The 26,039-nt window shown below is 63.3% G+C and carries 28 protein-coding genes; 15 read left to right on the top strand and 13 right to left on the bottom strand.

What is annotated here, in order from left to right:
- Window positions 1-438: 438 nt before the first annotated feature.
- Window positions 439-1,371, bottom strand: a complete 933-nt coding sequence (locus QJT82_RS14570; protein ID WP_028340118.1) for a LysR family transcriptional regulator — start codon at window positions 1,369-1,371, stop codon at window positions 439-441.
- Between the two features lie 113 nt (window positions 1,372-1,484).
- On the opposite strand from QJT82_RS14570, the gene QJT82_RS14565 reads away from it, so the two are divergent.
- Together QJT82_RS14565 and QJT82_RS14560 are read left to right on the top strand one after the other, a co-directional pair.
- Window positions 1,485-1,811, top strand: coding sequence for a hypothetical protein (locus QJT82_RS14565; protein WP_028340117.1), 327 nt, complete (start codon window positions 1,485-1,487; stop codon window positions 1,809-1,811).
- 46 nt (window positions 1,812-1,857) lie between these two features.
- Complete coding sequence (locus tag QJT82_RS14560) at window positions 1,858-2,208, top strand: hypothetical protein (protein ID WP_245288688.1); 351 nt, start codon at window positions 1,858-1,860, stop codon at window positions 2,206-2,208.
- A 191-nt stretch (window positions 2,209-2,399) separates the two neighbouring features.
- On the opposite strand, the gene QJT82_RS14555 is transcribed toward QJT82_RS14560, so the two are convergent.
- The gene (locus QJT82_RS14555) at window positions 2,400-3,032 is read right to left on the bottom strand and encodes an invasion associated locus B family protein (protein ID WP_028340116.1); all 633 of its coding nucleotides are present in this window, start codon (window positions 3,030-3,032) and stop codon (window positions 2,400-2,402) included.
- Between the two features lie 294 nt (window positions 3,033-3,326).
- Between QJT82_RS14555 and QJT82_RS14550 the strand changes: the two genes are divergently transcribed.
- Complete coding sequence (locus tag QJT82_RS14550) at window positions 3,327-3,791, top strand: GNAT family N-acetyltransferase (RefSeq protein ID WP_028340115.1); 465 nt, start codon at window positions 3,327-3,329, stop codon at window positions 3,789-3,791.
- A 76-nt stretch (window positions 3,792-3,867) separates the two neighbouring features.
- Window positions 3,868-4,902 carry an AI-2E family transporter gene (locus tag QJT82_RS14545; protein WP_028340114.1) on the top strand — a complete coding sequence of 345 codons (1,035 nt, stop codon included), beginning with the start codon at window positions 3,868-3,870 and terminating at the stop codon, window positions 4,900-4,902.
- On the opposite strand, the gene QJT82_RS14540 is transcribed toward QJT82_RS14545, so the two are convergent.
- Both QJT82_RS14540 and QJT82_RS14535 read right to left on the bottom strand, forming a co-directional pair.
- A complete protein-coding gene (locus tag QJT82_RS14540) occupies window positions 4,899-6,617 on the bottom strand; it encodes a metallophosphoesterase (protein WP_338132173.1) in 1,719 nt (572 codons plus the stop codon). The two genes, QJT82_RS14545 and QJT82_RS14540, sit on opposite strands and share 4 nt — an antisense overlap.
- Before the next feature lie 238 nt (window positions 6,618-6,855).
- Window positions 6,856-7,995: an epoxide hydrolase family protein gene (locus tag QJT82_RS14535; RefSeq protein WP_028340112.1), complete on the bottom strand. Its 1,140-nt coding sequence runs from the start codon at window positions 7,993-7,995 to the stop codon at window positions 6,856-6,858.
- A 189-nt stretch (window positions 7,996-8,184) separates the two neighbouring features.
- Here QJT82_RS14535 and QJT82_RS14530 point away from each other — a divergent pair, with 189 nt between their 5' ends.
- On the top strand, window positions 8,185-8,640 hold the full coding sequence (locus tag QJT82_RS14530) for a hypothetical protein (protein WP_028340111.1): 456 nt from the start codon (window positions 8,185-8,187) through the stop codon (window positions 8,638-8,640).
- A gap of 9 nt (window positions 8,641-8,649) precedes the next feature.
- Here the strand turns inward: QJT82_RS14530 and QJT82_RS14525 are convergent, their stop codons facing one another.
- The 5 genes from QJT82_RS14525 to xoxF5 form a co-directional block, all read right to left on the bottom strand.
- Complete coding sequence (locus tag QJT82_RS14525) at window positions 8,650-9,603, bottom strand: hypothetical protein (RefSeq protein ID WP_028340110.1); 954 nt, start codon at window positions 9,601-9,603, stop codon at window positions 8,650-8,652.
- Window positions 9,604-9,740: 137 nt separating this feature from the next.
- Entirely contained in the window at window positions 9,741-10,304 is a 564-nt protein-coding gene (gene gfa, locus QJT82_RS14520; protein ID WP_018272871.1) for an S-(hydroxymethyl)glutathione synthase, read from the bottom strand.
- Window positions 10,305-10,337: 33 nt separating this feature from the next.
- Window positions 10,338-11,447: an S-(hydroxymethyl)glutathione dehydrogenase/class III alcohol dehydrogenase gene (locus QJT82_RS14515; RefSeq protein ID WP_026193090.1), complete on the bottom strand. Its 1,110-nt coding sequence runs from the start codon at window positions 11,445-11,447 to the stop codon at window positions 10,338-10,340.
- A gap of 50 nt (window positions 11,448-11,497) precedes the next feature.
- Window positions 11,498-11,980, bottom strand: a complete 483-nt coding sequence (locus tag QJT82_RS14510; RefSeq protein WP_035631332.1) for a c-type cytochrome, methanol metabolism-related — start codon at window positions 11,978-11,980, stop codon at window positions 11,498-11,500.
- A 122-nt stretch (window positions 11,981-12,102) separates the two neighbouring features.
- A complete protein-coding gene (xoxF5, locus tag QJT82_RS14505) occupies window positions 12,103-13,908 on the bottom strand; it encodes a lanthanide-dependent methanol dehydrogenase XoxF5 (protein ID WP_028340108.1) in 1,806 nt (601 codons plus the stop codon).
- A gap of 420 nt (window positions 13,909-14,328) precedes the next feature.
- Between xoxF5 and QJT82_RS14500 the strand changes: the two genes are divergently transcribed.
- Together QJT82_RS14500 and QJT82_RS14495 are read left to right on the top strand one after the other, a co-directional pair.
- Window positions 14,329-15,303: a helix-turn-helix domain-containing protein gene (locus tag QJT82_RS14500; protein ID WP_016847804.1), complete on the top strand. Its 975-nt coding sequence runs from the start codon at window positions 14,329-14,331 to the stop codon at window positions 15,301-15,303.
- A gap of 30 nt (window positions 15,304-15,333) precedes the next feature.
- Window positions 15,334-15,768 (top strand): YkvA family protein, encoded by a 435-nt coding sequence (locus QJT82_RS14495; protein WP_051447805.1) that lies wholly within the window; start codon window positions 15,334-15,336, stop codon window positions 15,766-15,768.
- Here the strand turns inward: QJT82_RS14495 and QJT82_RS14490 are convergent.
- Window positions 15,765-17,129, bottom strand: coding sequence for a histidine kinase (locus QJT82_RS14490; protein ID WP_028340106.1), 1,365 nt, complete (start codon window positions 17,127-17,129; stop codon window positions 15,765-15,767). The two genes, QJT82_RS14495 and QJT82_RS14490, sit on opposite strands and share 4 nt — an antisense overlap.
- A gap of 181 nt (window positions 17,130-17,310) precedes the next feature.
- On the opposite strand from QJT82_RS14490, the gene QJT82_RS14485 reads away from it, so the two are divergent.
- Window positions 17,311-17,931, top strand: coding sequence for a response regulator transcription factor (locus tag QJT82_RS14485; RefSeq protein ID WP_016847801.1), 621 nt, complete (start codon window positions 17,311-17,313; stop codon window positions 17,929-17,931).
- Window positions 17,932-17,961: 30 nt separating this feature from the next.
- On the top strand, window positions 17,962-18,801 hold the full coding sequence (fghA, locus tag QJT82_RS14480) for an S-formylglutathione hydrolase (protein WP_028340105.1): 840 nt from the start codon (window positions 17,962-17,964) through the stop codon (window positions 18,799-18,801).
- A 148-nt stretch (window positions 18,802-18,949) separates the two neighbouring features.
- Here fghA and QJT82_RS14475 read toward each other — a convergent pair whose 3' ends face one another.
- Entirely contained in the window at window positions 18,950-19,426 is a 477-nt protein-coding gene (locus QJT82_RS14475) for a DUF3280 domain-containing protein (protein ID WP_196238145.1), read from the bottom strand.
- Between the two features lie 195 nt (window positions 19,427-19,621).
- On the opposite strand from QJT82_RS14475, the gene QJT82_RS14470 reads away from it, so the two are divergent.
- The 6 genes from QJT82_RS14470 (at window position 19,622) to QJT82_RS14445 (ending at window position 24,502) form a co-directional block, all read left to right on the top strand.
- Window positions 19,622-20,803 carry an ABC transporter substrate-binding protein gene (locus QJT82_RS14470; RefSeq protein ID WP_028340103.1) on the top strand — a complete coding sequence of 394 codons (1,182 nt, stop codon included), beginning with the start codon at window positions 19,622-19,624 and terminating at the stop codon, window positions 20,801-20,803.
- A gap of 5 nt (window positions 20,804-20,808) precedes the next feature.
- Window positions 20,809-21,786, top strand: a complete 978-nt coding sequence (locus QJT82_RS14465) for a YVTN family beta-propeller repeat protein (RefSeq protein WP_028340102.1) — start codon at window positions 20,809-20,811, stop codon at window positions 21,784-21,786.
- On the top strand, window positions 21,783-22,604 hold the full coding sequence (locus QJT82_RS14460) for an ABC transporter ATP-binding protein (protein ID WP_028340101.1): 822 nt from the start codon (window positions 21,783-21,785) through the stop codon (window positions 22,602-22,604). The genes QJT82_RS14465 and QJT82_RS14460 overlap by 4 nt, the downstream gene beginning before the upstream one ends.
- Window positions 22,601-23,449, top strand: coding sequence for an ABC transporter permease (locus QJT82_RS14455; RefSeq protein ID WP_028340100.1), 849 nt, complete (start codon window positions 22,601-22,603; stop codon window positions 23,447-23,449). The genes QJT82_RS14460 and QJT82_RS14455 overlap by 4 nt, the downstream gene beginning before the upstream one ends.
- The gene (locus QJT82_RS14450; protein ID WP_035631286.1) at window positions 23,446-24,063 is read left to right on the top strand and encodes a hypothetical protein; all 618 of its coding nucleotides are present in this window, start codon (window positions 23,446-23,448) and stop codon (window positions 24,061-24,063) included. The genes QJT82_RS14455 and QJT82_RS14450 overlap by 4 nt, the downstream gene beginning before the upstream one ends.
- A gap of 142 nt (window positions 24,064-24,205) precedes the next feature.
- Window positions 24,206-24,502 (top strand): copper-binding protein, encoded by a 297-nt coding sequence (locus QJT82_RS14445; protein WP_028340098.1) that lies wholly within the window; start codon window positions 24,206-24,208, stop codon window positions 24,500-24,502.
- A 27-nt stretch (window positions 24,503-24,529) separates the two neighbouring features.
- On the opposite strand, the gene QJT82_RS14440 is transcribed toward QJT82_RS14445, so the two are convergent.
- Both QJT82_RS14440 and QJT82_RS14435 read right to left on the bottom strand, forming a co-directional pair.
- The gene (locus QJT82_RS14440) at window positions 24,530-25,084 is read right to left on the bottom strand and encodes a PQQ-dependent catabolism-associated CXXCW motif protein (RefSeq protein WP_028340097.1); all 555 of its coding nucleotides are present in this window, start codon (window positions 25,082-25,084) and stop codon (window positions 24,530-24,532) included.
- On the bottom strand, window positions 25,081-25,956 hold the full coding sequence (locus tag QJT82_RS14435; protein ID WP_028340096.1) for a substrate-binding domain-containing protein: 876 nt from the start codon (window positions 25,954-25,956) through the stop codon (window positions 25,081-25,083). The genes QJT82_RS14440 and QJT82_RS14435 overlap by 4 nt, the downstream gene beginning before the upstream one ends.
- Between the last annotated feature and the right edge of the window lie 83 nt (window positions 25,957-26,039).

The following is a 26,039-nucleotide window of genomic DNA, read 5'->3' as shown; positions in this document are numbered from 1 at the left end:
CGGCGTCAAGCGCCAAGGACCCAACGGCTTCCCGCCCACCCTCATCCTGACAGACTTCCAAGACACAGGGACCCATAACCACAGGGTTGCGTTGTTGAGAGCAGGCTGTGGCCCCAGCGTCGGGCAACAATTCGCATTCGTGGTAATGGGTCCCGGCCTTCGCCGGGACGACGCCGAGTGTGGTGTCGCCTGCGAGTCAAACATCCGCATTCTCACAACATGATTTGTCTGAGTTCCGCTCTTCGTCTCGCCCTCTCGTTGAAGAGGGCGCAGGGAAAGCCGGGTGCCGATCGCGCGATTTTGTCCGTCGGGGTGATCTGTCGCAGGTCAATTGATCTGCGCTCGCCGCAATTGCGGGATCACCTCTTCGCCGAACAGCGCGGACAATTCGCGCCAGGCGCGGCCACCAGCAGCGCGCCGCCGCCCAAGACGCGCCCCTCACATTTCGGCTGCCAGCTGGGCCACCTGGTTTCGCAGCCAGGCATGAGCTGGATCGTGATCGTAGGAGGCGTGCCACAGCAACGTCACCGGCATCTCGCTCAGCTCCACAGGTGGCGGGCTGAGGCTGAGCCCGAGCTCGGCGGAGAACCGCGTGGCCAGCCGCGCTCCCATGGTGACGATAACGGGCGCAAGCGCCACCAGATGCGGGACGGTAAGGAAGCGCGGCGTGGTCAACGCAACGGTGCGCTGCAGTCCCAGCTTGTCGAGCGCTTCGTCCACAATTCCGCGCACGTTGCGCGCCGGCCGCAGGCTGGTCAGCACATGCGGAAGCCGCACGTAATCCTCAAGCGAGATCGGCGGCGTGATACCGGTCTTCTCGGCGTTGAACATGCACACGAAGCGCTCGGACAGCAGCGTGCGCCGCTTGTGATGCAATTGTCCCTGCGGGAGCGGCCCATGGGCGACGGCGAGGTCCAACTCGTCGGCGTCGAGGTCATCGAGCAGCCGCGACGCATCGACATTATAAAGCCGGAAGTGAACGCCGGGTGCGATCTCGCGCACGCGCGCCAGGAGAGCGGGCATGATCAGGATTTCCATACTGTCCGATAGTCCGAGCCTGAACGTCCGCACTGCCGTGGCCGGGTCGAAGGTCTGATCGCGCAGGACCACCGCCTCGACATGTGCGAGCGCGGTGCGCACCGGCTCGCGCAGGGTTGCTGCACGCGGGGTGAGACGCATGCCGTCAGCCCCTCGCGTCAGAAGCTCGTCATCGAACAGCTCGCGCAGGCGGGCAAGGTTGTGACTCATCGCGGATTGGCCAATCCCGACGCAGGCGGCTGCCCTTGTCATGCTCCGTTCGGTCAGCAGGGCGTCGAGATGAACCAGCAGATTCAAGTCGATACGACCTAAATTGACGGTATCGATGGCCATTATCGATCCTATCTGTTTGATCGATGATCATAGCCTGACCATGTCTTGCGGCAAGGGGCGGACGGGCCATCGCCCGCCGCCAGGTCAACACCCTCAAGCCAATGGAGGATCTCATGTCGATCCGCAGCACAATTCTCGCCGCCGCCTTCACCCTGGCCTCACTGGGAGCCGCGCACGCAAGCCCGCTCAGGCCGATCGAAGGCCGAAGCATCCATCTCGGCGATCTGTCCGGCGTCGTCTACTACACGGTCGAGCCTGATGGATATCGCGTCGTGACCACACTCGCACAGGGCGAGGCCGGAACGCCGGTCCGCTTCGTGTCGGTGCTGTCACCCGGTCAGCGTGCCCTGCTCTCGACGCCGAACCAGGCGGGCGCACTGGAGATCAGCCGCAACGGCGACAGCCTGACCCTGCGCAAGTCGGGCGCACTCTCCAACTAGTTCCGACGCCGCCGGTGCCTTTCGATTACCAGTGCAGGAGCCACAGATGTCCACGATCCGCCTTCATCGCACGACGAGCCTGACGCCCGAGCAGTACGTAGCCGGCCTCACCGACTTCGGGCCGGGCCGCTCGAAGCTCTTCGCCAACAGTGCCGACGCCGATCTCAAGGTGCATGATCGCGGACCTCTGCATGCCGACGTGACGGAAGGCTCGGGCGGCATCTGGGAACGCCTGCACTACGACTGGTCAGATCCCGACCATGTCGTCCTGACAACGACCGATTCCAATGTGTGGGGCGGAGCGTCGGGCCACATCTACCACTTCACGCGCCGACCCGATGGCAGCACCGACATCGACGTGGTCGTGGTGCGCGACGGCAAGAACCTGAAGGGATAGATCGAGGTCTCGTGCTCCGCACCGTCGGCAGAGGCGTCTTGGAGAAAGCGTTCGAAAACTCGGTCAAGGCGATGGAGGCCCGGAGTGCTGCCGCCAGCCGTCGCGATCGGGTCGCCGCATAGCGCCCACCCTGCACCCGCCGCGCGACTGAAGTTCGGCCCCGCGGCCTCGCAGCGCGAGACCTGCGCGTGTCAGCTTCCGAGTTGAATGGTGCGCTCCAGCGCCGCGGCGAAGCCGTTGAGAGGGACGTTAAAGACGACCGCCTGCCCGTTGCTGATGTTCTGGGCGGCAACGGTGAGCGTTTTGGCCCTGCTGATGGTGTCAGTCACGACCGTGGGAAAGGATACCGGCAGCAAGCAGCCTTGCGCCGTGCAGGTGGAAAAGCGCGTCTGCTCCAGATCCTTGCCGTCCAGCCTGAGGACGGCGCCGGCGTCGAACTTCAGCCCGAACGGCATCAATATGTTGCCTTCGGCCTTTCCGTCCCTGGGAATCAGTTCGATGGCGAAGATTTGCTGATTGGTTTCCTTGGCGAGCTGTGTCTGCCCGAGGGTACACAGCTTGGCCCCGCCGTCGAGCTGGCATTTGACGATCCAGTCTCCGTAGGTCTCGCTGATTGCGGAAGCGCCCTTGGGAAGCTGGACGGCGCGGACCACGCCATCCATAGCGGACGTCTGGCTCCGCGTGTCGATCGGCATGGAGGCGGTGCTCCCACCGGCATCCGACACATCGGGAGTTCGGGCGGCTTGCGCCGAACCGACGCCGGCCATGACGACGAGAGCGACGATCGCCCGAAGACGCCTGTCTGCTGCGCTGACCGTCACCATTGCACTCGCTCCGCCTCGTTATGTCCCGAAACCGACCTGCCTTTTCGTTGGCATATTTGTGGGTATAATTCCCACGTATTCGAGGTACGAATACTTGGAGAACCGCTGATATGCAAGAGCTGATCGCCGCCGGTGTGATTGTCGCGATTGTTGCATTCTGCGGCGGGTATTTCTGGGCAATTGCACGTGAAGTCAGGACGACCGCGAACAAGCGACAACGCAAATGGTAGTCCGGCGCCGTCACCTTGCTCCCGTGATTTGCCCGCGGGACGCGTTTTCAACTAAGCTCGCCGGATGGACATGCTCGTCAAGCTCTACGCCCTGCCCGATTCCCGGCCCGCCTATGATCGATTGCTCAGGGCCGGAATTGCGATGCGCCGCGCGCTCGCGCCTGAAAAGCACAAGGTCGTGGCCTGGGTGCGGGAGACATTCAGCGAGGCGTGGGCCAGCGAAGCCGAGGTCGCGTTCAGCCGCCAACCGGTTTCCTGCTTCATCGCGATCCAGCAAAAGAAGATCGTGGGATTTGCCTGCCACGACGCAGCCTGTCGCAACTTCTTTGGCCCGACCGGTGTCGCGCCGAAGGCGCAGCAGGGCGGAATCGGCAAGGCGCTGCTGTTCGCCTGCCTCGAGGATATGAAACACCAGGGCTTTGGCTACGCCATCATCGGCGGCGTGGGGCCGGCAGAATTCTATTCGAAGGCCGTCGGCGCGGTAGCCATCGAAGGCTCCGCGCCGGGAATCTATCGAGGATTGCTGTAGCTGCGCCTTTCCGGTCTTGTCGCGCTACGAGACAGACTGACAATCTCTGCGTTCACGGAGGTCGGACAATTCAAGGATGGCGGGCGGGTTGAAGATCACGACCGGCATCATCGCCGCGGTGCTGGTCATTGCGGCGGTGGCTCAGGCGCGCAGCGTGCTCGCCCCGCTTGCGGCCGCCCTGTTCATCATCGCGATCGTCTGGCCCGTTCAGCAAAGGCTCCAGTCGTGGCTGCCGAAACTCCTCGCACTCGCGGTTACCGTCGTCGTTACGACCGCTACCTGCGTCGCATTTGCCTCGCTGGCGGCGTGGGGGTTCGGCCGCGTCGGGCGCTCATTGATTACGGATGCGGCGCGGTATCAAGCCTTCTACGATGCCGCGGTGATCTGGCTCGACGGCCATGGCGTCTCGTTCGCCGGCCTTTGGGCGGAGCATTTCAATGTCGGCTGGCTGCTGCGCACCACGCAATACGTCACCGGCCGCGTCAACACCACGTTGAGTTTCTGGCTCGTCGCGCTGGTCTATGTCGTGCTGGGACTTCTCGAGGTCGAAGACGCTGGTCGACGAATCCAGCGGTTGGAGAATCGCACCGCTGCGCGCGTCCTGCTCAAGGGCAGCAAAGCGACGGCCGCCAAGTTTCGCAAATATATGCTGGTGCGGACGCAGATGAGCGCGATCACGGGTCTCTTGGTCGGCCTGTTCGCCGCCGTGACCGGACTGCCATTCGCATTCGAATGGGGCGTGATCGCTTTTGTCCTCAACTACATTCCTTTCATCGGCCCTTTCATCGCGACGCTGTTCCCCACGCTGCTGGCCATGACGCAGTTCGAGAGCTGGCCCGCGGTGTTTGGTGTGTTCGCCTGTCTCAACGTCATCCAGTTCGTGGTAGGCAGCTATATCGAACCGCGGGTGGCCGGTTCGACATTGTCGATCTCGCCGTTCCTGGTGCTGTTTGCGATCTTCTTTTGGAGCTCGCTTTGGGGCCTGTTCGGGACCTTCATCGGCGTGCCGATCACGCTCGCTATTCTGACCTTCTGTGCCGAGAGTCCGTCGGCCGCCTGGATCGCTGATCTGTTTGGCGGATCGCACGAAGATAAGCCGGAAGCGTCCTAGCTTCCGGTAATCTCGACCCGCTCAGGCTCGGCGAGGCAGAGCTTCCGGTCCGGGCCGACCATCATTCTGTGGATATAGAAATAACTGACCGCATCATCGGCCCCCATCACCGGCGAAGGGGCCGAGACGACCTTCGACGCACCACACGTACCGATCCAATCGATATGCCGGTGACCGTGCATCACCACCGAGCGATCGGAAAACCTTTGCAACCTGCGTACAAACCAACTGCCGTTGATCAAGGCCGTCCCAATGCGCTCGGCAAATGTCTTCACCGGCATAGGATATTCCATCAAGTGATGATGTAGCGCGATGGTCCAGCATGCCGTCGGGAAATGACGGATCGCAGCCTCCAACCGCCGCGTTTGCGCTTCCGAAACCAAACCGAGCGCGTTGGTGAAGGAGAAGTGGGTTTCGGCGTTGGAGTTGAGAATGGCGATCCCGAGGCCACCGTCCTGGTCCGGCGGCAGGATCATTGGGAATTGATCATCGAACAGGCCGCGGAGCGCCGCCGCGCGGCGCACGCCCCCGTGCTGCGCAAATTGCGTTATCCGATCATGATAAGGGGCCAGCGCCTGGTTCAGCGTGGCCGACGGTTTGCCGTAGCCGTCGATGACGCGGACGCGATCGCCCTGAACGGCCGCGATCGCCGACAGGGTGCGCATCTGCCGTAGCCGCTTGCTTGGGCTGAACGGCAGGTCGAGGCGCGCAGGATTGGCACGATCCACGACGTTAACGTCATGATTGCCCGGAAGCATGATGATGCGTGCTGCGAGCTCGGGATGACCTGCCAATGCATCGAGAAATTCCGCCCATTCGCCGGGCCGGCCGGCGTCCGTCATGTCGCCGCTGATCAGCACATGGTCGAGCGGATCAACGGTATGAATTTCGGCAAGGCGAGCCAACACGCGATTGAAGCGTTCGTTTCCCCGCGGACCGGCGGTCCCGCTTTCGATGCGGAAGCCGTATCGCTCGCCGACCACGTGGAGATCGGACAGATGCGCAACGCGCCAGCAGCGGCCTCCGGACGGCGCCGCGGCGAATCCGGCAAGGTCGGCCGGTTGTTCCATACTGGCGTCGGCCACGCTCCAGGCCAGTGATGCGACCGCAAGATAGCAGGACACCAGCACCACGGCGTTCGCGAAGGTCGGCAGCACAACACGATGGATCAGAACCAAGTCATTGATGGTCGCAGTCCATTGCGAAGCAGGCCAGGCCAGGACCGCGATCGATGCCGCCCCCACAGAGAGCAGTATGCCGGCGCCGACCGAGCACTTGCGGCGCAGCCTCGTGCGAGAGGCAGGAGTTGCGCCGGCGCGCCAGAGCAGCTCCGCCAGGTGGCCCAGCGCCTCGCGCGTGAAGGCGTAACTCGGTTGGACCGCGAGCGCGTTCAGCGACCAGAAGCTTGTTTCCGCGACTTGTAGCAGCGGTCGCCCACCGAGCCATCCCAACGCCGCGATCACAACCAGCGCCAGCACGGCGCCCACTTCGGACAGGGCAAGAGCGTGCTGCGAAAGGCTCGAAATCCAGGCAGACGCGACCAGTGGCGCAAGGCCGAGCAGCACGCCCGGCAGCAGAAGCGAAATCGTCCAGGCGAACAACAGTTTCGCCGGGCTTATCTCAACCAGAAGGCTACCCACGATCGCCAACAACGAACGCTGTTCCGGGCTGGCGGCATTGTCCTCAAAGTCGCCGTGGCGGGGATCAAGCAGCACGCCGACGTCCTCCGTTGCACGGCGCATTCTGTCACAAACCGCTTCAGACCAACATACGCGCTCCCGACCCTGGTGGGTTGCGTCGTTGACACCATGCTTACCTGGAGGTTTCGCCAGGGCCTTGATCGGGAGGCTGAGGCGATCGAGAGCGGATGGTTACAGCGGTCGCGAGGCGTGCCGCAGCTTGCTTGAGCATGATCTGTTCGGAAAACCGCTTCGCACTTTTCCGGATCATGCTTCAGCGCAGCTTGCCGAAGAACTCGCGCACCTCGCCGATGAACAGCTCGGGCTGCTCGAATGCCGAGAAATGTCCTCCTTTCGGCATCTCGCTCCAGTGCTGGATGTTGCTGAAGTTCGTCTCCATCCATTTGCGGACCGGCGTGACGATCTCCTTGGGGAACGCGGCAACGCCGGTCGGCACGCTCACCTTGTGCGGGGTTCGCTTGCCCGGCCCAAAACTTTCCCAATAGAGCCGCGCCGACGACGCGGCCGTCGCGGTGACCCAGTACAGCATGACGTTGTCGAGCAGTTCGTCGCGGCTGAGGATGTTTTCCGGATGGCCGTCGCAATCGGTCCAGGCCCAGAACTTTTCGAGAATCCAGGCCGCCTGCCCGCTGGGCGAATCCGTCAGGCCATAGCCGAGCGTCTGCGGCCGGGTGGACTGCTGCTTGGAATAGCCGGAATCCCAGTCGGCATAATATTTGATGCCGTTGAGCGCCCTCGTCTCCTCCGGCGTCGGCTGCCCCTCGACATTGGGCCGGGTCGACATCGCAAGCGTGATGTGAATGCCGGCGCAATGTGCAGCATCCTGCCCGCCGATCGCAGTCGTGACCGCGGAGCCCCAGTCGCCGCCTTGCGCAAAATAGTTCGCATAGCCGAGCCGCTGCATCAGGATGGCCCAGGCCGTGGCGATCCGGTCGACGCCCCAGCCGGTCGCGGCCGGCTTGGCCGAGAAGCCGAAGCCCGGCAATGACGGGCACACCACGTGGAAGGCATCGGCAGCAACGCCGCCATGCGCCACAGGATCGGTCAGCGGCTCGATCACCTTGTGGAATTCGACCACCGATCCCGGCCAGCCATGGGTGATGATCAAGGGCCGCGCCTCCGGATACTTCGAGCGGACATGGATGAAGTGGATGTCGAGCCCGTCGATTTCGGTGGTGAACTGACTGAAGCGGTTGAGCCGCGCCTCGCGCTGCCGCCAGTTATACGTCTCGGCCCAATAGTGGCAGACGTCCTTGATCCAGTGCAGCGGCGCGCCCTGGCTCCAGTCGTCGACCAGTTCGGCTTCCGGCCAGCGGGTCCGGCGCAGCCGGCCGCGCAGATCCTCGAGGACATCGTCGCTGACGGCGATGCGGAACGGGCTGATGGCGGTCATGGCGTCTCCCCGGGGTGCTGAACTTTCAGGGAAAGATAGGCTGGCGCGGGTCGCCGATCAAACCCCGCGCCGCAAACCTCGCCTGCACGACAAACCGCGAAGTCTGCACGACAATATCCATTATCGGCACCGCGATCTTGCTAAGACAGCAGCCGCGATGGATCGACATCAAACGCGATCGAAGCGCTGATGTCGCAGGAGATGGAGCGCGTGGTGGCAAGCTATCTGATCAGCATCCATGACAGGCAAGATGCGGTGTTGAAGTTGGGATTGCCGCTGGTCATCGCATTCTTGTCCGCCTGGATCATGATCAGGAGATGGGTGAAAAAACCCGGAATCGATTCGACCGAGTTTTCACCGGCAGTCACGTCCGCCCTGTTTGCGCCCGTGCTCCTCGTCACCTACTTCTTCGTGCTGCAATCCATCCTGGAGACAGGCGTTACCGGTCACGCGTCGCTCGTCATCTCCTATGGCGTGCTTTTCGCACCGACATTTCTTCTGCTGGTTCCATTTGGGGTGGCCTCCCTCGTGAACGTGCGCCGAGGTCGGAAGGCGCTGCCCAATTGGCTGTTGAGTGCCGTATTTGCTGCCTGGCCAATCATGCAGGTGACGTGGGCGTTATGGCTGTTCGGCGAGTGGGAATAGCTCGCTGAACTATTTGCCGATCGCCGTCTCAAGCAGCGCCTGGGCCTGCCTGGTGGCCGCGGCGAAGGCCGGCTGTTGCGGCGCGCGCTCGGTGAAGCAGCGCTTGAACGCGTCCTCGCCCTGCTGGCGCAGGTCGCCGAGCTTGTCATAGGCCTGCTTGGTGATCTGCTTGCGCTCGAGCTTCTCGGCCGCCGCGTCGGCCTTCTTGTTGTAGTCGGTGCGGATCGCGGTGCAGGCCGGCACTTGCACCGCCGGCTCGATCTCGCCATAGGCGACATACATCTTGCCGCCGGCGAGCGCCGCCACGAACACCTCGTCGGCCTTGTCGGGGAACGAATCCTGGGTGCGGCCGGCCAGGAAGCCGTAAGCCAGCGTGACGGACTCCGGCTTGGCGATCGGCAGCTCGTCGAAATTGACCACCGCGGCATCGGTCGAGATCGCCTGGGTGTAGAGGCCCTCGAACTTCAGCGCAGCATCGACCTGCTGCGGCACGTTCTTGCTGCCCTTGTCCCACCACGTCTTGTGTTCGTGCAGCCAGCGCGTGAACAGAGGCTCGGTGGTGACGATGATATGGGCTTTCGGCTCGACGAAGCTGCCGTCGGCACGCTTTTCTCCGATCTTTGCCCCGTCCCTGCCGGTCTCGGCATCGAAGCGCAGGCCGTCCAGCATGCCGAACCCCATGTCGCCCTTATATAGAGTGTCGAGGTTGAGCTGGGCGGGAGCAAAGCCCGGCCGGGCGGGCTGGGACAGGATGGCCGTCAGCTGCCCCTTCAGTTCGTCGCGCGCGGCCGCCTCTGCCTTGTCGACGGCCTCGTTGATCTTGTTGTCATTCGACAGCTTGGCGAATTTGGCGATCGCGGCGTCACGCGCGGCGATATAGCGGTCTTCCGGCGACGCGGCACGGGCCGGCGAAAGCAGCAGGATCGGGGAAAGGACGAGCGCAAGTCGGAAAATAAAATGCATGCCCTGTGGTCGTCCGCAGGGCATGCAAGGTTCAAGGTCACGGGTACTACCAGCATATCCCTCGCCGGCAGATCCTCTGCCGGCGCAGGATCGCGTCAAGGCGAGCCGGTCAGGCCGCCTTTGTCACGGTGCCGTCGTCAGGCCGCTTTGGACTTCGCCACGTGGGTGGCGATCGCATCCATCAGCGGCGGCGACAGGCAATCATAGGGCTCGAGCCCAAGCTCCTTGAGCCGCGACCTGATCCCGGCCATATCGGACGGTTTGACGCCGGACTCGATCACCGACGACACGAAGGCGGCAAATCCGGGCGCAGCCGAGCCGGACTCCTGGAACAGCTCGGGATGGATGAAGTCGAGGCCATAGAACGGATGGCCCTTGTTCTCGATCCGGCCGTACATATGGGTGCCGCATCCGGTGCAGGCATGGCGCTGGATCACCGCCGCAGCGTCAACGATCTTCAGCTTGTCGCCGTTCTCCAGCACGGTGACGTTCTCGCGCGGAACCACCGCGACCACCGAGAAGGTGGCGCCCGAGGGCTTCCAGCACTTGGTGCAGCCGCAAGCATGGTTGTGGGCGACGTCGCCCTTGATCCCGACCTTGACCGGCTTGTCCGCGCATTTGCAGACCAGCGTGCCGCCGGCAAAGCTGCCGGAGCCTTGCTTGACGCCATTGTCGACCGACGGGTGGATATGAACAGTCATTGACCTATCCTCCTAGTGCTTGGTGTTTTGATTTCAGAATACGACGACCGAACGGATCGATTTTCCCTCGTGCATCAGGTCGAAGCCCTTGTTGATCTCGTCGAGTTTGAGCACGTGGGTGATCATCGGATCGATCTGGATCTTTCCGCCCATGTACCAGTCGACGATCTTCGGCACGTCGGTGCGGCCGCGCGCGCCGCCGAACGCGGTGCCCTTCCAGACCCGTCCGGTGACGAGCTGGAACGGCCGGGTCGCGATCTCCTTGCCGGATTCCGCGACGCCGATCACCACCGAGACGCCCCAGCCGCGATGGCAGGCTTCCAGTGCCTGCCGCATCACGTTGGTGTTGCCGGTGCAGTCGAAGGTGTAGTCGGCGCCACCATCGGTGAGCCCGACAAGGTGCTGCACGATGTCGCCCGACACCTTGGTCGGGTTGACGAAATGCGTCATGCCGAACTGTTTGCCCCAAGCCTCCTTGGAGTCATTGATGTCGACGCCGATGATCTTGTCGGCGCCAACCATCTTGGCGCCCTGGATCACGTTGAGGCCGATGCCGCCGAGGCCGAACACGACCACGTTGGAGCCCGGCGTCACCTTGGCGGTGTTGACGACCGCGCCGACACCGGTGGTGACGCCGCAGCCGATGTAGCAGCTCTTGTCGAACGGTGCGTCCTCGCGAATCTTGGCCACCGCGATCTCGGGCAACACGGTGAAGTTCGAGAAGGTCGAGCAGCCCATATAGTGGAAAACCGTCTTGCCCTTGTAGCTGAACCGCGAGGTGCCGTCGGGCATCACGCCCTTGCCCTGGGTGGCGCGGATCGCGGTGCAGAGATTGGTCTTCTGGCTCAGGCAGCTTTTGCACTGCCGGCATTCCGGCGTGTAGAGCGGGATCACATGATCGCCCGGCTTGACCGACGTCACGCCGGCGCCGACCTCGCGAACGATGCCAGCACCTTCGTGCCCGAGGATCGAGGGAAAGATGCCCTCGCTGTCGAAGCCGTCGAGCGTATAGGCATCGGTGTGACAGATGCCCGTCGCCTTGATCTCGACCAGGACCTCGCCGGCCTTGGGGCCCTCCAGATCGAGTTCGACGATCTCAAGCGGCTTCTTTGCTTCAAATGCGACTGCGGCGCGGGTCTTCATCTTGGTCTCCACAAAACATCAAACAGGTTTCTCATTCGCGCCGGACACGCTCACTTCTTGTCGTTGTGACCCATGCAGGCGTCTTCCGCCTTTCCATAGGCTTCCGACTTGTCTTCGTGCTTGGCCGGCCGAACACGCCCAACCGCATCATTGGCGCGGGCGCGCAGGTAGACATAGAGGTCGTCCATGTAGCAGGCAACGTTCGGGTTATCGCCGAATGCCGGCATGACGTTTTCCTGCGCCGTCGAGACGTTCTTGCGCCCGCTCGCGACCACGCCCATGAAATCCGGATAGGTCATGGTCTTCAGCGAATTCGCCAGCGCCGGAGCGTAGGTCGATCCCATTCCGTCGGGACCGTGGCAGACGTGGCACTCCGAATGATAGCGGCGGTAGCCGGAGTAGGTGTACCAGTCCGTCGTGCCGTCGGGCGCGACCTTGAACGTCGGGTTTCCATCCTTGTCGACATACTTGCCGTCCTCGGACTTGACGGCGGTCGGGTCGCCAGCGTCCTCGGCGGAGGCGACTCCACCCATTGCCACGACAAAGATCGCAGCACTCACAAACCAGATCTTACGCAAAAGCATATCCTCGCGTGCAGATTGAAGACGGACCGGCGCATGGAGATCGCCCATGCGCCGGAACGAGGTTGCTCAGCTCACTGCTGCGGCAGCGAGAACACGGTGAGCGTTCCGCCGAGCGCGGTGTAGTTGCTCAGCGCGGCATAGCCGCCGACTGCGCCGAGACCGGCCGTCGGATCAGTCAGACCGGCCGCGAGGCCGATGCCTGCCCAACCGCCAACACCCGACAGAATGGCGACGTACTGCTTGCCGGCATGCTCATAGGTGGTGACGTTGCCGATGATGCCGGACGGGGTCTTGAACTTGTAGAGCTCCTTGCCCGTCTTGGCATCGACAGCCTTCAGGTAGCCTTCCAGCGTGCCGTAGAACACCACGCCGCCGGCGGTCGCAAGCGCACCCGACCAGACCGAGAACTGCTCCTTGTTCGACCACACGATCTTGCCGGTCTTGCCGTCCCAGGCGATGAAGTTGCCCATGTTGGTCTCACCGGGAGGCGGATACATCGACAGCGTCGCGCCGACATAGGGCTGACCTGCGGTGTAGCTCACCTTGAACGGCTCGTAGTCCATGCAGACGTGGTTGGTCGGCACGTAGAACAGTTGCGTGTCCGGCGAGTAGGCTGCCGGCTGCTCGTCCTTCGAGCCGAGCGCGGCCGGGCAGATGCCCTTGACGTTGACGTCCTCGCCGGCCTTGTCGGTCGACGCGGCATCAAGAACCTTCGGACGACCATAGGTCGGCGAGTCCTTCTTCATGTCGACGCCGGAGGTCCAGTTCACCTTCGGATCGTACTTCTCGGCGACCAGCAGTTCGCCGGTGGTGCGATCGAGGGTGTAGCCGAGGCCGTTACGGTCGAAGTGGGTCAGCAGCTTGCGCGCCTTGCCGTCGATCGTCTGATCCGAGAGGATCATCTCGTTGACGCCGTCATAGTCCCATTCGTCATGGGGCGTCATCTGGTAGACCCACTTGGCAACGCCGGTATCCGGGTTACGCGCCCAGATCGTCATCGACCACTTGTTGTCGCCGGGACGCTGCTTCGGATTCCAGGTCGAGGGATTGCCCGACCCGTAATAGACGAGGTTCAGTTCGGGATCATAGGAGATCCAGCCCCAGGTCGCGCCGCCGCCGATCTTCCATTGATCGCCCTGCCAGGTCTTCAGGCTCGAATCCTTGCCGATCGGCTTGCCAAGCTCGGTGGTCTTGTCGTCGACCAGAAGCTGGTCATCCGGACCTTCCGAGTAGCCGCGCCAGACCTGCTTGCCGGTCTTGATGTCGTAAGCGGTCACATGAGCCTGGACGCCGAACTCACCGCCGGAAATGCCGAGCAGCACCTTGTCCTTGACCACCAGCGGCGCGGAGGTGCCGGTCGAGCCCTTGCTGGGATCGCCGTTCTTCACCGTCCATTCCACCTTGCCGGTCTTGGCATCGAGCGCAACCAGCGTGGTGTCGGCCTGGTGCAGGAAGATCTTGCCGTCGCCATAGGCAACGCCGCGGTTGACCGTGTCGCAGCACATCACCGGAATGACGTTCGGATCCTGCTTCGGTTCGTACTTCCAGACGATCTTGTTGTCCTGCGAAAGGTCAAGAGCATAGACCTTGTTTGGGAACGGGGTGTGGACGTACATGATGTTGCCGATGATCAGCGGGCCGCCCTCGTGGCCGCGCAGCACGCCGGTCGAGAACGTCCAGGCGACTTGCAACTTTCCGACGTTCGAGGCGTTGATCTGATTCAGCTTGGAGTAACGCTGATTGGCGTAGTCTCCGGCCGGCATCACCCAGTCTTTCGGGTTCTGCGACATCTTGTGGAGTTCGTCATTGGCGTTGGCAGCTCCGACGGCAAATACCGCCATTGCCCCAAGGCCGGTCGCGTAAAGCATCTTGCGCATCGTGGATTTCCTCCCAGGTTCAAGAACTCAAGGGTTTCCGCCGAAACGGCCCCACTTCTTCCATTTTGGTACCCCAGTCGTAGTCCTCTCGAAGCACGCTGACTTGCCCAAAAGAGAAGAGCCGTTTGCTCAAAAGCGAAGCTTCGTCAGATTTTTGTCGACCGGCCCTGAATTGGCTGGAAAGCTTGCTTCATGTTGCAGGGCATCAATCGCGGCCGGCACGATCCGGATGCCAGATTGACGCGTGCTAAGGTTGCGCTTGACGAGCCCAGAACTAAGTCGGAGGATCACCCGACATTAACCGGGAAGAAATCCCGCCGCCTCCCTAAGCTATTCAGAATCAGGGAGAAGGCGCATCATCCCGGGCCAGACTTAAGCTCGGTGAGCAGTCACGTGGGGATCGAATCGGTGGCTGGAAAGATGTCCGATACAGTCCATTCTCTCAGCACGAACGGATTGACGCCCAAGCGGCAGATCCAGCGCTGGTCGGATGCGCTCACTGACCTTTGCGGCCAGTTCGACGTCGATGCGCTGGAGGGATCCTCGCTCGAAGCCCGGGTCAATTTCACGACGGTATCGCGCCTGAAGCTGTGCCAGATCGAGGCAAGCCAGCACCGCATCGCGCACACCATCTCGCGCATCAAGCTGAGCGAGCACCCCTACATCAAGATCGTGTTCCAGACCCACGGCGTCTCGCATTTCGAGCAGGACGGTCTGCACTTCGACATCATGCCGGGCGACTGCTTCGCCTACGACGTGTCGTGTCCGCACACCATCATCAGCCCGTCGCTGACGCGGCACGAGGTTGTCATCGTTCCAAAGGACTTGCTCAAGGAGCGCGGCTTCCAGCTCTCCAAGATGGCGCCGTGCAAGCTGTCGGCGCGCAACGGCACCGGCCGCATCGCCTATGATTTCGTCCATGCCGCCTTCGGCGAGGCACCGACGCTGACGCCGGTCAACGCCGTAGGCGTGGCCGATGCGCTGATCGACTTGCTGCTGTTGCCGCTGCGCGAGACCGGCGCCATGTTCGACCGCGGCAGCGCCGAGGCTACGTACGTGCGGGCCCAGGGCTTCATTCGCGAGCATCTGCGCGATCCGGACCTCTGCATCGACCGCATCTCGGCGGCGCTCGGCTGTTCGAAGCGCTATCTGCACATGCTGTTCAGTGATCGCGGCATGACGGTCAGCGACTACATCTGGAAAGCCCGGCTGCAGAATTGCCGGCAGGAGCTGGAGTCCCAGAACGGCAAGACCATCACGGACGTCGCGTTCTCCTGGGGCTTCTCGAGCTCGTCGCATTTCAGCCGTGTCTTCCGGAAGTATTTCGGCATCGCGCCCTCCTCCGTCCACAAGGGCCTGCACGGCGGTATGCCGGCCGATGTGGTGCTGGAATAGCGGTTCCAGCCGACGCGCAGGCGTTGCGCCATGCCGTCCGCCAACAGACTTTCCCCAATCAAGTTGTCCTCAACCAAGCTGTCCTCGATCAAGGTTTGGGCACGCAACCTCAAGCGGGACAGCGTTGCGCTGTATCTCGCATCGCGTGATCCGCGCGTACCCTGGTATGCCAAGGCCCTTGCCGTCGCCGTCGCCGCCTATGCACTGTCTCCCATCGATCTGATCCCGGATTTCATTCCGGTGATCGGCTATCTCGACGATCTGATCCTGCTGCCGCTCGGCATCTGGCTCGCGATCTCGCTCGTGCCGGACGAGGTGATGACGGAATGCCGTGCCAAGGCGAGCGCCGTCTTGCAGCGTCCGACCAGCCGGGCGGGAATGATCGCGATCGTCGTGCTCTGGATCGCCGGCGCAGCGGCGCTGGCTTGGGCGGCTTTCAGATACTGGCGACTGCCAATCGTCTAGGACCGTGCGGCCTTTGGCACGAGCGCCTCGACCGTCACGCCGTCATCGCTGGAACTGATGTTAAGCGTGCCGCCGAGCGCGAGGATCCGCTCCTGCATCCCGGTCAAACCGCGACCAAGCCTGTGATCCCTCAGCAGGCCGCGGCCGTTGTCACGAACCCGCACCAGCGCACAGTCGCGGCTGCCGCGGAGGCCTGCCTGCCGTTCCGCCGGTTCGATCGTGATATCGACCGCCGTTGCGCCAGCATGGCGGAACACGTTGGTGAGCGCTTCCTGGACGATGCGATAGATCGTGAGGTCGGCCATCTCGCCGGTATCGCCGAGCGCCGGCGAGATGCGGCTCTCGATCTCCACCTCCGGGTGGGTTTCGCTCCATAGCCGAACCAGCGCGCCGAGCGCTTCCGCAAGCCCGAGCTCGGCCAGTCCGACCGGCCGCAAGCGCTCCAGAATCCGGCGCGTGAACTGCTGGAGCGCGTTGACCTGCTCGAGGATGGCGTTGCCGTGCTTGCGCAATGCCGCAGGGTCCGGCCGTTCGACTTCCGACAGCCGGGTCAGCGCGCCGGCATGCGCGCGCAGGGCAAACAGATAGGGCCCGAACTCATCGTGCAATTCGCGCGCGATCTCCTTGCGTTCGGAATCCTGCACCGAGACCGCGCGCTCGGCGAGCTGCCGCTTGCCCTCCACGGCGTCGCCAAGGGTCGCCGCCAAATGGTTCAGTTTGGCACAGATCGCCGCCAATTCCGGCGATCCGCCGGGCTCGACGCGTGCATCGTAGTCCCCGGCCTCGATGCCGGTCATGGCCTGCGACAATGCCTCCAGCGGCGCCAGCGCGCGGCCGACCACCAGCATGGTGACCAGAAGCAGCGCGACTGCGATTGCGGAGCCGACCTCGAGCTGGGTGACGATGCCGTCCCAGATCTCGGCGATTTCGTCGTCGGGATGCGAGGTGATGACCAGCGATTGCGGCTTGCCGTGCACCGAGATCGGCACCCGCACCGAAGTCTGCTCGGGATGGACCAGCGCGACGAACCACTGCGGCGGAGCGCGCGGATCGCCGGCGTCCTCGGGGCGATCAGGAGATTTTGCGGCCGCGCCATCCTGCCGCGTGATGCTGACATGACGCAGCCGGCTCAGATCCTGGACGATCTGGTCGAGCCTCGCATCGGGATCCGGCGCCTCGTCGAGACCGGCCACAATCGTCGCAACGAACTCGCGCGCCAGGCGGATCACGCTCTGGTCCTCGGCCTGGACACGCGGCCCCGCTTCCAGCACGAGCCGCGCAATATTGATGCCGAGGCCAAGCGCCAGGATCAGCGCCAGCAGCAGGTTGATCCGCGCGCGCAAGGATAGCTTTTGCCACATGACGTTGCCCCCGACCGCGATCCCTCCTCCGAGAGGATCGTTGACAGCCAAATTTGCCCGGCTATCTAATCGCACCCTATCGCAATCTCGCACGAGGTGCACAACCGGTCGGAACCGACCTGTCCTTCGCGCAAACCGATGTGATGACGAGTGAATCGAAGCAGGTCGCCGGAACAACGCCATGCGCATTCTGATCGTTGACGATCATCCCATCGTTGCCTCCGGTTGCCGCACCGTGTTCGCCGACGATCCCGAGATCACGCTGCTGGAAGCCGCCGATGCCGAAAGCGGCGAACGGGCGTTCGTCGCGGAGAAGCCCGATCTCTGCGTGATCGACATCAACCTGCCGACGGTCTCCGGCTTCGAGCTGGCGCGCCGCATCCTGACGCATGATGCATCTGCGCGCCTCATCATGTTCAGCATGAACGACGACCCGGTGTTCGCCGCCCGCGCCATCGACATCGGTGCCAAGGGTTACGTTTCGAAGACCGGTGATCCCAACGATCTGGTGGAAGCGGTGCGCGAGGTCGGCAATGGCGGCGTCTATCTGCCGCCGGCGATCGCGCGCAACGTGGCGTTTGCGCGGCCAGGCTTTGCGCAAAATCCGCTCTCCAAGCTTACTTCGCGCGAGATGGAGATCCTGCGCCTGCTCAGTTCAGGCAAGAGCCTGTCGGAGATCGCCTGGCTGGTGCATTCGTCATACAAGACGGTCGCAAACACGTCATCGATCATGCGCCAGAAGCTTGGCGTTCGCACTTCGGCAGAGCTGGTGCGGCTGGCGATCGAGAGCGGCGTCGCCTGACGCAGCGCTCCAACCAAGAGGAATACGACAATGCAGACGGTTTCCCAGAACAAGTCGCATGGCGGCACGCAAGGCGTCTATCGGCATCCAAGCCGCGAGACCAAGACCGACATGACCTTCTCGGTGTTCATCCCTGACCATGCGGCCGGCACCAAGCTGCCCGTCGTCACCTACCTATCGGGCCTGACTTGCACCCACGCCAACGTCACCGAGAAGGGCGAATTCCGCCAGGCATGCGCCGAGCTCGGCCTGATCTTCGTCGCACCCGACACCAGTCCGCGCGGCGAAGGCGTCCCCGGCGATCCCGCCAATTCATACGATTTCGGACTCGGCGCGGGCTTCTATGTCGATGCGACGGAGCCGCCGTTCGCGACCAATTACCGGATGTGGAGCTACATCACCGCGGAATTGCCCAAGCTGATCGCCGAGCAGTTCCCGGTCGACACGACGCGGCAGTCGATCCTCGGTCACTCCATGGGCGGCCATGGCGCGCTGACGGTGGCGCTGCGCCATCCCGATCGTTATCGCGCGGCAAGCGCGTTCGCGCCGATCGTGGCGCCGTCGCAGGTGCCGTGGGGCAACAAGGCGCTGGGCGGCTATCTCGGCGGTAACAAGCAGGCGTGGCGCAAGCATGATGCGGTTGCGCTGATCGAGGACGGCGCCCGCTTCTCCGATCTGCTGGTCGACTATGGCGATGCCGACGGCTTTCTTACCGAACAGCTGCGGCCTGAGCTCCTGAAGGCCGCCTGCGAGAAGGCCGACATTCCCCTCACTCTGCGGCGTCAGCCGGGCTACGACCACAGCTATTACTTCATCTCGACCTTCATGGCCGATCATCTGCAGTGGCACGCCGCGCGGCTGAAGGCGTGATGCTTTCCCCAGCCAAGGCGGCGTGATACCAAAATATCGAAAACAACCCCATGCAAAGTAGCCGGCGGCGTTCAACCAGACGAGTTGACACGTCAGGCAACTCAGGGTTACTATTCTAATATTCCGAAATCATCCAAACGCCCGTCGCTCATCGTGCCTGCGGCGCGCCGTAATTCGGCGCGAGCAGGCGGTTGCGCACGAGGTAATCGGTGGCACGCGACCAGGATTCATCGGTATTGCCGCGCATGTCGGCGCTCGCTGCCGCCACCAACTGCCCGCTATGCACGTCGCGCAGATAGAGATTGATGTTGAGGATCAGGTTGGAGACCTTCTGCACGACGCCCGTCATCGCGAGATCGGCGCCGAGCTCGCCGGCCAGCTTCACGTCGCATCCGCCGCAGGCCTGAAGATTGCTGCCGTGCGCCGCAGCATTGACGGGTGCGATATCGAGCACGAGGAACCTGCCTGATTCCGCAAGCTCCTTGCGCACCTGATCGCCGGTCCGGAGCAGCCGCGCCTGTTCGTCGGCACGCAGCCCTTCCACCTCCCCTTGAAGGCTAGTGTCGATCATCTCGAGGTCGAACACCGCGAGCTTGGGCGGTTCGGCGCCCGCCGCCGCAGACATCAGCAGTAAAGCTACGACGAGGACGAACGCTGATCTCATGATTGTGAACCAATCCAAATTTGGTACCACGCAACGACAAAAAGCGGGGTTGCAAGCCGGGCCAATTCCGGCATCTTGCATATCAACGCATGGCCAGAAAAGCGGTAGCTTCTCGAAAATGCCAATGCCGAATGAAGAAAGACTATGGGAGGAGTTATGTTCCGATGGCTGATCGGCACGATCGCGCTCAGCATGGTAGCGACCGGCGCGCTGGCGGCTGATCCCGTCGAAATCCATATCGGCTATCTCGGCCATGCCGGCATCAAATCGACGCTTTCGCTGCTCGAACAGCCGGCCGACAATGACGGCATCGCCGGCGCACGCCTTGCGATCGAGGACAACAATACGACCGGCAAATTCCTCAACCAACGCTTCGTACTTGATGAAGTGAAGGTCAAGGACAGCGACGATGTCGCCAAGGTTGCGACCGATCTCGCCGGCCGCAACGACTATATCATCACCGACCTGCCCGCCGACGCCCTGCTCAAGGTCGCCGACGCGCTACGCGACCGCGGCACCGTGCTGCTGAATGCCGGCGCGATCGACGATCGGCTGCGCGAGCAGGACTGCCGCGCCAACGTCATCCATGTCGCACCGACCCGCTCGATGCTGGCGGACGCGCTCGGCCAATACCTGGTGTGGAAGCAGTGGAAGCGCTGGCTGCTGGTGACTGGCTCGCATGATCAGGACAAGCTCTACGCCGACGCGCTGCGCCGCGCCGCCACGCGCTTCGGCGCCAAGATCGTGCAGGAACGGACATTCGAGGACACCGGCGGCGCGCGCCGCACCGATTCTGGCGTGACGCTGATCCAGCGTCAGATGCCGGTGTTCACGCAGCAGGCGCCGGCCTACGACGTGCTGGTCGCCGCCGACGAGAGCCAGGTGTTCGCGAACTATCTGCCCTACCGGACCTGGGACCCGCGTCCCGTGGCGGGCTCGGCGGGCCTGGTGCCGACCAGCTGGGACGCCGCGCACGACCAATGGGGCGCGGTCCAGATCCAGAACCGCTTCGTCAAGCTGAACATGCGCCGCATGACGGCACTCGACATGCAGGCCTGGACCGCTGCGCGCATGATCGGGGAAGCCACGTCCCGCACCAATTCGGGCGATCCCAGAACGGTCGTCGCCTTCCTCAGGGGTAAGGATTTCTCGATCGCCGCCTTCAAGGGCACGCGATTGACCCTGCGCGACTGGAATCTGCAGCTCCGTCAGCCGATCCTGCTGGCCGATGGTCGTATGGTCGTTTCGGTCTCGCCGCAGGAAGGTTTCCTGCATCAGGTCTCCGAGCTCGACACGCTCGGTGTTGACCGGCCTGAAACGAAGTGCAAGCTGCAGTGAGGGAGATGAAACGCATGTGGCGCCGCTGTCTGTTGACCGGGATGCTCGTCTGGCTTGCCGCGACACCGGCGTCCGCCTTCGTTGCCTACGTCTCCAACGAGAAGGGCAACACCGTCACGGTGATCGACACCAACAGCTGGACGGTGACCAAAACCATCAAGGTCGGCCAGCGGCCGCGCGGCATCGAGTTCTCGCGCGACGGCAAGTTCGTGATGGTCGCGGTCGGCGACGACGACACGATTCAGGTGATCGATACCAAGACCCAGGAGATCGTCGACACCCTGCCCTCCGGTCCCGACCCTGAATTGTTCACCCAGGATGCCGCCGGCAAGACCATGTATGTCGCCAACGAGAACGACAACACGGTCACCGTGATCGATCTCGAAAAGCGCGCCCGGATCGGCGACATCCAGGTCGGCGTCGAGCCCGAGGGCATGACGATCAGCCCGGACGGCAAGATCCTGATCAACACCTCCGAAACCACCAACATGGCGCATTTCATCGACACATCGACGCGCCAGATCGTCGCCAATGTGCTGGTGGATTCGCGGCCGCGCTTCGCCCAGTTCAAGCGCGACGGCTCCGAATTGTGGGTGTCCTCCGAGATCGGCGGCACGGTGTCGATCATCGATCCGGTCAAGCGCGAGGTGACCGGCAAGATCACCTTTGAAATTCCGGGTCTGCGCAACGAGGCAATCCAGCCCGTCGGCATCGGCATAACCAAGGACGGCAAGACCGCATTCATTGCGCTGGGCCCCGCCAACCGCGTCGCGGTCGTCGACGGGGTGACCCACAAGGTCCTCAAATATCTGCTGGTCGGCCAGCGGGTCTGGCACATGGATTTCACCCCGGACGAAAAATATCTGCTGGTCACCAACGGCGTCTCCAACGACGTCTCGGTGATCGACGTTGCATCCCAGAAGGTGATCAAGACCATTCAGGTCGGCGAACTGCCCTGGGGGATCACGATCGCGCAGCCATGACCGCAACCGACGCCCATATCGCGAGCCAGCCCTCGCCGGATGCAGGCCCTGCAACCGACGCGGCCGTGCAGCCGGCGCTGTCGATCGGCAATGTCAGCCACAGCTACGGTCCGCGCCGCGCCCTGATCGATGTCAGTTTCACGGTCCAGCCTGCGAGCTTCACCGCGCTGCTGGGCCTCAATGGCGCCGGCAAGAGCACGCTGTTCTCGCTGGTGACGCGGTTGTTCGGCATCCAGAACGGCCAGATCAAGATCTTTGGCCACGACATCAGCCGGACGCCGGGTGAAGCGCTGCGGCTCATGGGCGTGGTGTTCCAGCCGCGCACGCTCGATCTCGACCTCTCGCTGACGCAGAACCTGCTGTATCACGCCGCGCTGCACGGCATTTCGCGGCGCGAGGCGCGGCTACGCAGCGCCGAGGTGCTCGGCCGCATCGGGCTTGCCGACCGCGCCGCCAGCAAGGTGCGCGATCTCTCGGGCGGCCAGATGCGAAGGCTTGAGATCGCCCGCGCGCTGCTGCACCGGCCCCGGCTGCTGCTGCTCGACGAGGCCACGGTCGGGCTCGACGTCAAGGCGCGCGCCGACATCCTCGACCATGTCCGGCAGCTCGTCACCGAACAGGGCATTGGCGTGCTCTGGGCGACGCATCTGTTCGACGAGATCATGCCAAACGACGACCTCGTCGTGCTGCATCAGGGCCGAATGCTGGCGCACGGCCCGGTGTCGCGCGTGATCGCGGACGCAGGCGCCCAGGACGTCAATACCGCGTTCATGCGGCTGACCGGAACGGCAACACTCGCGGGGAGACCGCCGTCATGACCAGCACGACGGTCACGCCTGAGCGAAGCGGCTTCTCGCTGTCGGAATATATCGTCTGCCTAAACGGCATCGTGTGGCGCGAGGCGCTGCGCTTCCTGCATCAGCGCGAGCGCTTCGTGTCGGCGCTGGTCAGGCCGCTGGTCTGGCTGTTCATCTTCGCGGCCGGATTCCGGCAGGTGCTCGGCATCTCGATCATCCCGCCCTACGAGACCTACATCCTCTACGAGGTCTACATCGCGCCCGGGCTGATGGCGATGATCCAGCTCTTCAACGGCATGCAATCCTCGCTGTCGATGGTCTACGACCGCGAGATGGGCAACATGCGCACGCTGCTGGTCAGCCCGCTGCCACGCGGCTATCTCCTGTTCTGCAAGCTGCTGGCCGGCACGGCGGTGTCGCTACTCCAGGTCTATGCTTTCCTTGTCATCGCGTGGTTCTGGGACATCGCGCCGCCGACGATCGGCTACCTCACCGTGCTTCCGGCGCTGGTGCTGTCGGGCCTGATGCTCGGCGCACTCGGCATGCTGATCTCGGCCAGCATCAAACAGCTGGAAAATTTCGCCGGCGTGATGAACTTTGTGATCTTCCCGATGTTCTTCGCATCGTCGGCCCTCTACCCGCTGTGGCGCGTGCAGGAAGGCAGCCCGATGCTGTATTATTTCTGCCAGTGCAATCCGTTCACGCATGCGGTGGAGCTGATCCGGTTTGCGCTGTACGGCAAGATGAACTGGGTTTCGCTCGCGGTGGTCGGCGGCTGCACGGTCGTCTTCATGATCGGCGCGATCCTGGCTTACGATCCATCGCGCGGCCTGGTGCGCCGCGGACCTGGCGGAGGCGAGGCATGACAGGCTGGCGAACAGGACTGGGCGCGCTGCTCGCGATGGTTCTGTCGAACCAGGTCGCATCGGCCGCCGACCCGCGCTATCCGGACTGGCCCTGCCAGCAGGCCAAGGTGCCCGAGATCTCGCTCGCCGCGGTCTGGGCCGGGCCGCCGCTCGGCGATGCCGAGACCAAGTGGAAGGACGACCCGAAAGTCAGCGCGCTCGCGATCAAGCTCGCGGCGCGCCGCGTCCCGCTGGAGGAGGCGCAGAAGCAGATCACCGAATTCCTGTCAGCTGCTGCGGCCGACAAGGCCAATGCGGGAAAGCTGCTGTTCGCGGGCCTGTTCGATACGCTCAACGGACAGCGCGCCTCGGTCATGAACGGGCTCGAGCGCGTGATGCGCAAGCAGCGCGAGGCCGCGGAGAAGATCCGCGACGACACGCTCAAGCTGCAGGCGCTGCAGGACGCGACACCGCCGGACCAGGCCAAGGTCGACGATCTCGGCAATCAGCTGGTCTGGGAGACCCGCATCTTCGAGGACCGCGGGCGCGTGGTGAAGTTCGTCTGCGAGGTGCCGACCGCCATCGATCAGCGGCTGTTCGCGCTCGGCCGCACCATCCAGCAGGAGCTGGATTGAGGCCTGCGACCGATCGCCCCGGGATCGTTAACGTGCCGCTTTGACGATCTCTTGGGTAACAATCTTTTGGGCCACGCCGATCCGGAACAAACATCGCTGCCCGCTCGTTGTCTCCAACTATATCTGAAGTTGGGAGACCTCCATGAAAGCAGCCAAGATCGTCATGACCAGCCTTGCCGCCGCGAGCCTGGTCACCTCAGCGGCTTTGGCCCAGCAATCCATGTCGGGAATGGTCACGAAGATTGACCGACTGACTGGAACCATCTCGATCCAGCAGACGCAAAGCGGCACGGTGGGCGCGTCCGGCGGCGCGATCCAGGAATACAAGGTGCCCAAGGGACAATCGCTGGAGGCCTTCCACGCCGGTGACAAGGTCACGTTCACCACAACGGACAGCGATGGCGGCAAGACCATCAACAAGCTCGACAAGCAGAAGTAACGCCCGGGTGGCGCGTTGGGGGCGGGCTCATTGCTCGCCCTCGCGCGGCTCGGGCTCGGCATCCGCCAGCGGCAATTTGGCACGCTCCCAGCCGTCGGTTCCCTCCGGATACCAGGCCACGTTGCGGTAGCCGTAGGACAGCACGCGCTTGGCGGCGTTCCATGACATCCAGCAATTCTCCTGGCAGTAGATCACGAGCAATCTGGTCGCCTTGCCGCCTGAGGCGCGGACGAGCCCGCGTCGCAGATAATCCTCCGTGGGCGCAGCGAGCTTGCCGTAGCCGGTGTCGGGCAGCCAGATGCTGCCGGGAATGTTGAGGTGCGGCCGTTCGCGCCACACCGTGCCGGCGGGCAGATTTGGCTTCGGCGCGCGCGGCAGCACGTCGACGAAGCCGGCGGACTTGTCGCGCCAGATCGCTTCCGCTTCCGCGGTCGTGAGCACCCGTGCGCCGGTAAGCGTCACCGGCACCGGCGCGCGGTAGTCCTCGGTGCGATAGCTCTCCGGCTCTGCGGGCGGGTCCTGCGCGCGGACAGGCGAAGCGGCAACGAACATCACCGCAAGCATGGCCGCGAGCCTGATCATGGTGATTTGGTCGCGGTCTCCGGCCCGATTGGACGGTCGTTCTCGTCGAGCAGCGGGACGCCGTAGTCAAGCAGGATCTTGTTGATCTCGGGCTGGTTCTCCTGGATCAGGCGATTGAGCTGGCGCTTCCAGTTCTGGTCAGACGCCCGCACGCCCATGCCGATGCGGTAGATCAGCTTCGGTCCCGTGGTCTCCTTGACCAACGGCGTGATGTGCAGCGGCGGGTTGGCCTTCTTGGCGTAAAATCCCGCCATCGGTCCCCACAGGATGCCGGCGTCGATCTCACCCTTGGCGAGATCGTTCATCATCGCCTCGGCGGATGAGTCGTAGCGCGTATCGATCATCAGCGGATAAGGCTTCGCATTGGTCATCAGGCCGTTGATGGCCATGTTGGTCGCGGGCGGCGTTCCCGCCACGATGCCGATATGCTTGCCCTTCAGCCGCTCGTCCTCGAGCGTCGTGACCTCATCGAGCCCACTGCCCGGCTTGGCGACGATCGCATAGGCCGTGCGGTAATAGGGATTGGTGCCCTGCGCGAGGTCATCGCCTTGCGGAAAACCCATGATCACGTCGCAGCGATGCGCGCTGAGCGTCATCCGCACGAACCCGGTCGCCTGCGGAAAGAACATGTAATCGAGCTTCTTTTGCAGCTTCCCGGCCAGCAGTTCGCCGATCTTGTTCTCAAATCCCTCGCCCTTGTCGTTCGAGAACGGCAGATTGCGGGGATCGGCACAGATGCGCAGCACGCGGGCATCGATGAGCTCGATGGAAAGTTCGCCCTGATCGTTGACCTGCGCGCGCGCAGTGCCGGCCAGACAGGTGATGAAGCCGACAAGCGCGAGCAGAACAGGACGGCATCCGACAATTCTCATTACGCGGTCTCCTCTTGATCGGATCGATCGCCGCCATCCAGCAATTGCCCGGCGCACCATGACGTGCAACAGGAATAATGATC

The organism is Bradyrhizobium sp. Mp19 (assembly GCF_029952935.1).
GTDB classification, from domain to species: domain Bacteria; phylum Pseudomonadota; class Alphaproteobacteria; order Rhizobiales; family Xanthobacteraceae; genus Bradyrhizobium; species Bradyrhizobium elkanii.
This window is presented reverse-complemented; position numbering and strand designations above follow the sequence as displayed.

Excerpts from the sequence above, each read along its gene's own strand:
- QJT82_RS14510 (WP_035631332.1), bottom strand. The coding sequence starts at position 11,980 with ATGGGTGGAGTCGCCTCCGCCGAGGACGCTGGCGACCCGACCGCCGTC.
- QJT82_RS14530 (WP_028340111.1), top strand. The coding sequence starts at position 8,185 with ATGTCGCAGGAGATGGAGCGCGTGGTGGCAAGCTATCTGATCAGCATC.
- QJT82_RS14450 (WP_035631286.1), top strand. The coding sequence starts at position 23,446 with ATGACAGGCTGGCGAACAGGACTGGGCGCGCTGCTCGCGATGGTTCTG.
- QJT82_RS14445 (WP_028340098.1), top strand. The coding sequence starts at position 24,206 with ATGAAAGCAGCCAAGATCGTCATGACCAGCCTTGCCGCCGCGAGCCTG.
- QJT82_RS14550 (WP_028340115.1), top strand. The coding sequence starts at position 3,327 with ATGGACATGCTCGTCAAGCTCTACGCCCTGCCCGATTCCCGGCCCGCC.
- QJT82_RS14555 (WP_028340116.1), bottom strand. The coding sequence starts at position 3,032 with ATGGTGACGGTCAGCGCAGCAGACAGGCGTCTTCGGGCGATCGTCGCT.
- QJT82_RS14475 (WP_196238145.1), bottom strand. The coding sequence starts at position 19,426 with ATGTCTGCGGCGGCGGGCGCCGAACCGCCCAAGCTCGCGGTGTTCGAC.
- QJT82_RS14515 (WP_026193090.1), bottom strand. The coding sequence starts at position 11,447 with ATGAAGACCCGCGCCGCAGTCGCATTTGAAGCAAAGAAGCCGCTTGAG.
- gfa (WP_018272871.1), bottom strand. The coding sequence starts at position 10,304 with ATGACTGTTCATATCCACCCGTCGGTCGACAATGGCGTCAAGCAAGGC.
- QJT82_RS14490 (WP_028340106.1), bottom strand. The coding sequence starts at position 17,129 with ATGTGGCAAAAGCTATCCTTGCGCGCGCGGATCAACCTGCTGCTGGCG.
- QJT82_RS14460 (WP_028340101.1), top strand. The coding sequence starts at position 21,783 with ATGACCGCAACCGACGCCCATATCGCGAGCCAGCCCTCGCCGGATGCA.
- QJT82_RS14495 (WP_051447805.1), top strand. The coding sequence starts at position 15,334 with ATGCCGTCCGCCAACAGACTTTCCCCAATCAAGTTGTCCTCAACCAAG.
- QJT82_RS14500 (WP_016847804.1), top strand. The coding sequence starts at position 14,329 with ATGTCCGATACAGTCCATTCTCTCAGCACGAACGGATTGACGCCCAAG.
- QJT82_RS14570 (WP_028340118.1), bottom strand. The coding sequence starts at position 1,371 with ATGGCCATCGATACCGTCAATTTAGGTCGTATCGACTTGAATCTGCTG.
- QJT82_RS14465 (WP_028340102.1), top strand. The coding sequence starts at position 20,809 with ATGAAACGCATGTGGCGCCGCTGTCTGTTGACCGGGATGCTCGTCTGG.
- QJT82_RS14440 (WP_028340097.1), bottom strand. The coding sequence starts at position 25,084 with ATGATCAGGCTCGCGGCCATGCTTGCGGTGATGTTCGTTGCCGCTTCG.
- QJT82_RS14545 (WP_028340114.1), top strand. The coding sequence starts at position 3,868 with ATGGCGGGCGGGTTGAAGATCACGACCGGCATCATCGCCGCGGTGCTG.
- QJT82_RS14435 (WP_028340096.1), bottom strand. The coding sequence starts at position 25,956 with ATGAGAATTGTCGGATGCCGTCCTGTTCTGCTCGCGCTTGTCGGCTTC.
- QJT82_RS14525 (WP_028340110.1), bottom strand. The coding sequence starts at position 9,603 with ATGCATTTTATTTTCCGACTTGCGCTCGTCCTTTCCCCGATCCTGCTG.
- fghA (WP_028340105.1), top strand. The coding sequence starts at position 17,962 with ATGCAGACGGTTTCCCAGAACAAGTCGCATGGCGGCACGCAAGGCGTC.
- QJT82_RS14560 (WP_245288688.1), top strand. The coding sequence starts at position 1,858 with ATGTCCACGATCCGCCTTCATCGCACGACGAGCCTGACGCCCGAGCAG.
- QJT82_RS14470 (WP_028340103.1), top strand. The coding sequence starts at position 19,622 with ATGTTCCGATGGCTGATCGGCACGATCGCGCTCAGCATGGTAGCGACC.
- QJT82_RS14565 (WP_028340117.1), top strand. The coding sequence starts at position 1,485 with ATGTCGATCCGCAGCACAATTCTCGCCGCCGCCTTCACCCTGGCCTCA.
- QJT82_RS14485 (WP_016847801.1), top strand. The coding sequence starts at position 17,311 with ATGCGCATTCTGATCGTTGACGATCATCCCATCGTTGCCTCCGGTTGC.
- xoxF5 (WP_028340108.1), bottom strand. The coding sequence starts at position 13,908 with ATGCGCAAGATGCTTTACGCGACCGGCCTTGGGGCAATGGCGGTATTT.
- QJT82_RS14455 (WP_028340100.1), top strand. The coding sequence starts at position 22,601 with ATGACCAGCACGACGGTCACGCCTGAGCGAAGCGGCTTCTCGCTGTCG.
- QJT82_RS14535 (WP_028340112.1), bottom strand. The coding sequence starts at position 7,995 with ATGACCGCCATCAGCCCGTTCCGCATCGCCGTCAGCGACGATGTCCTC.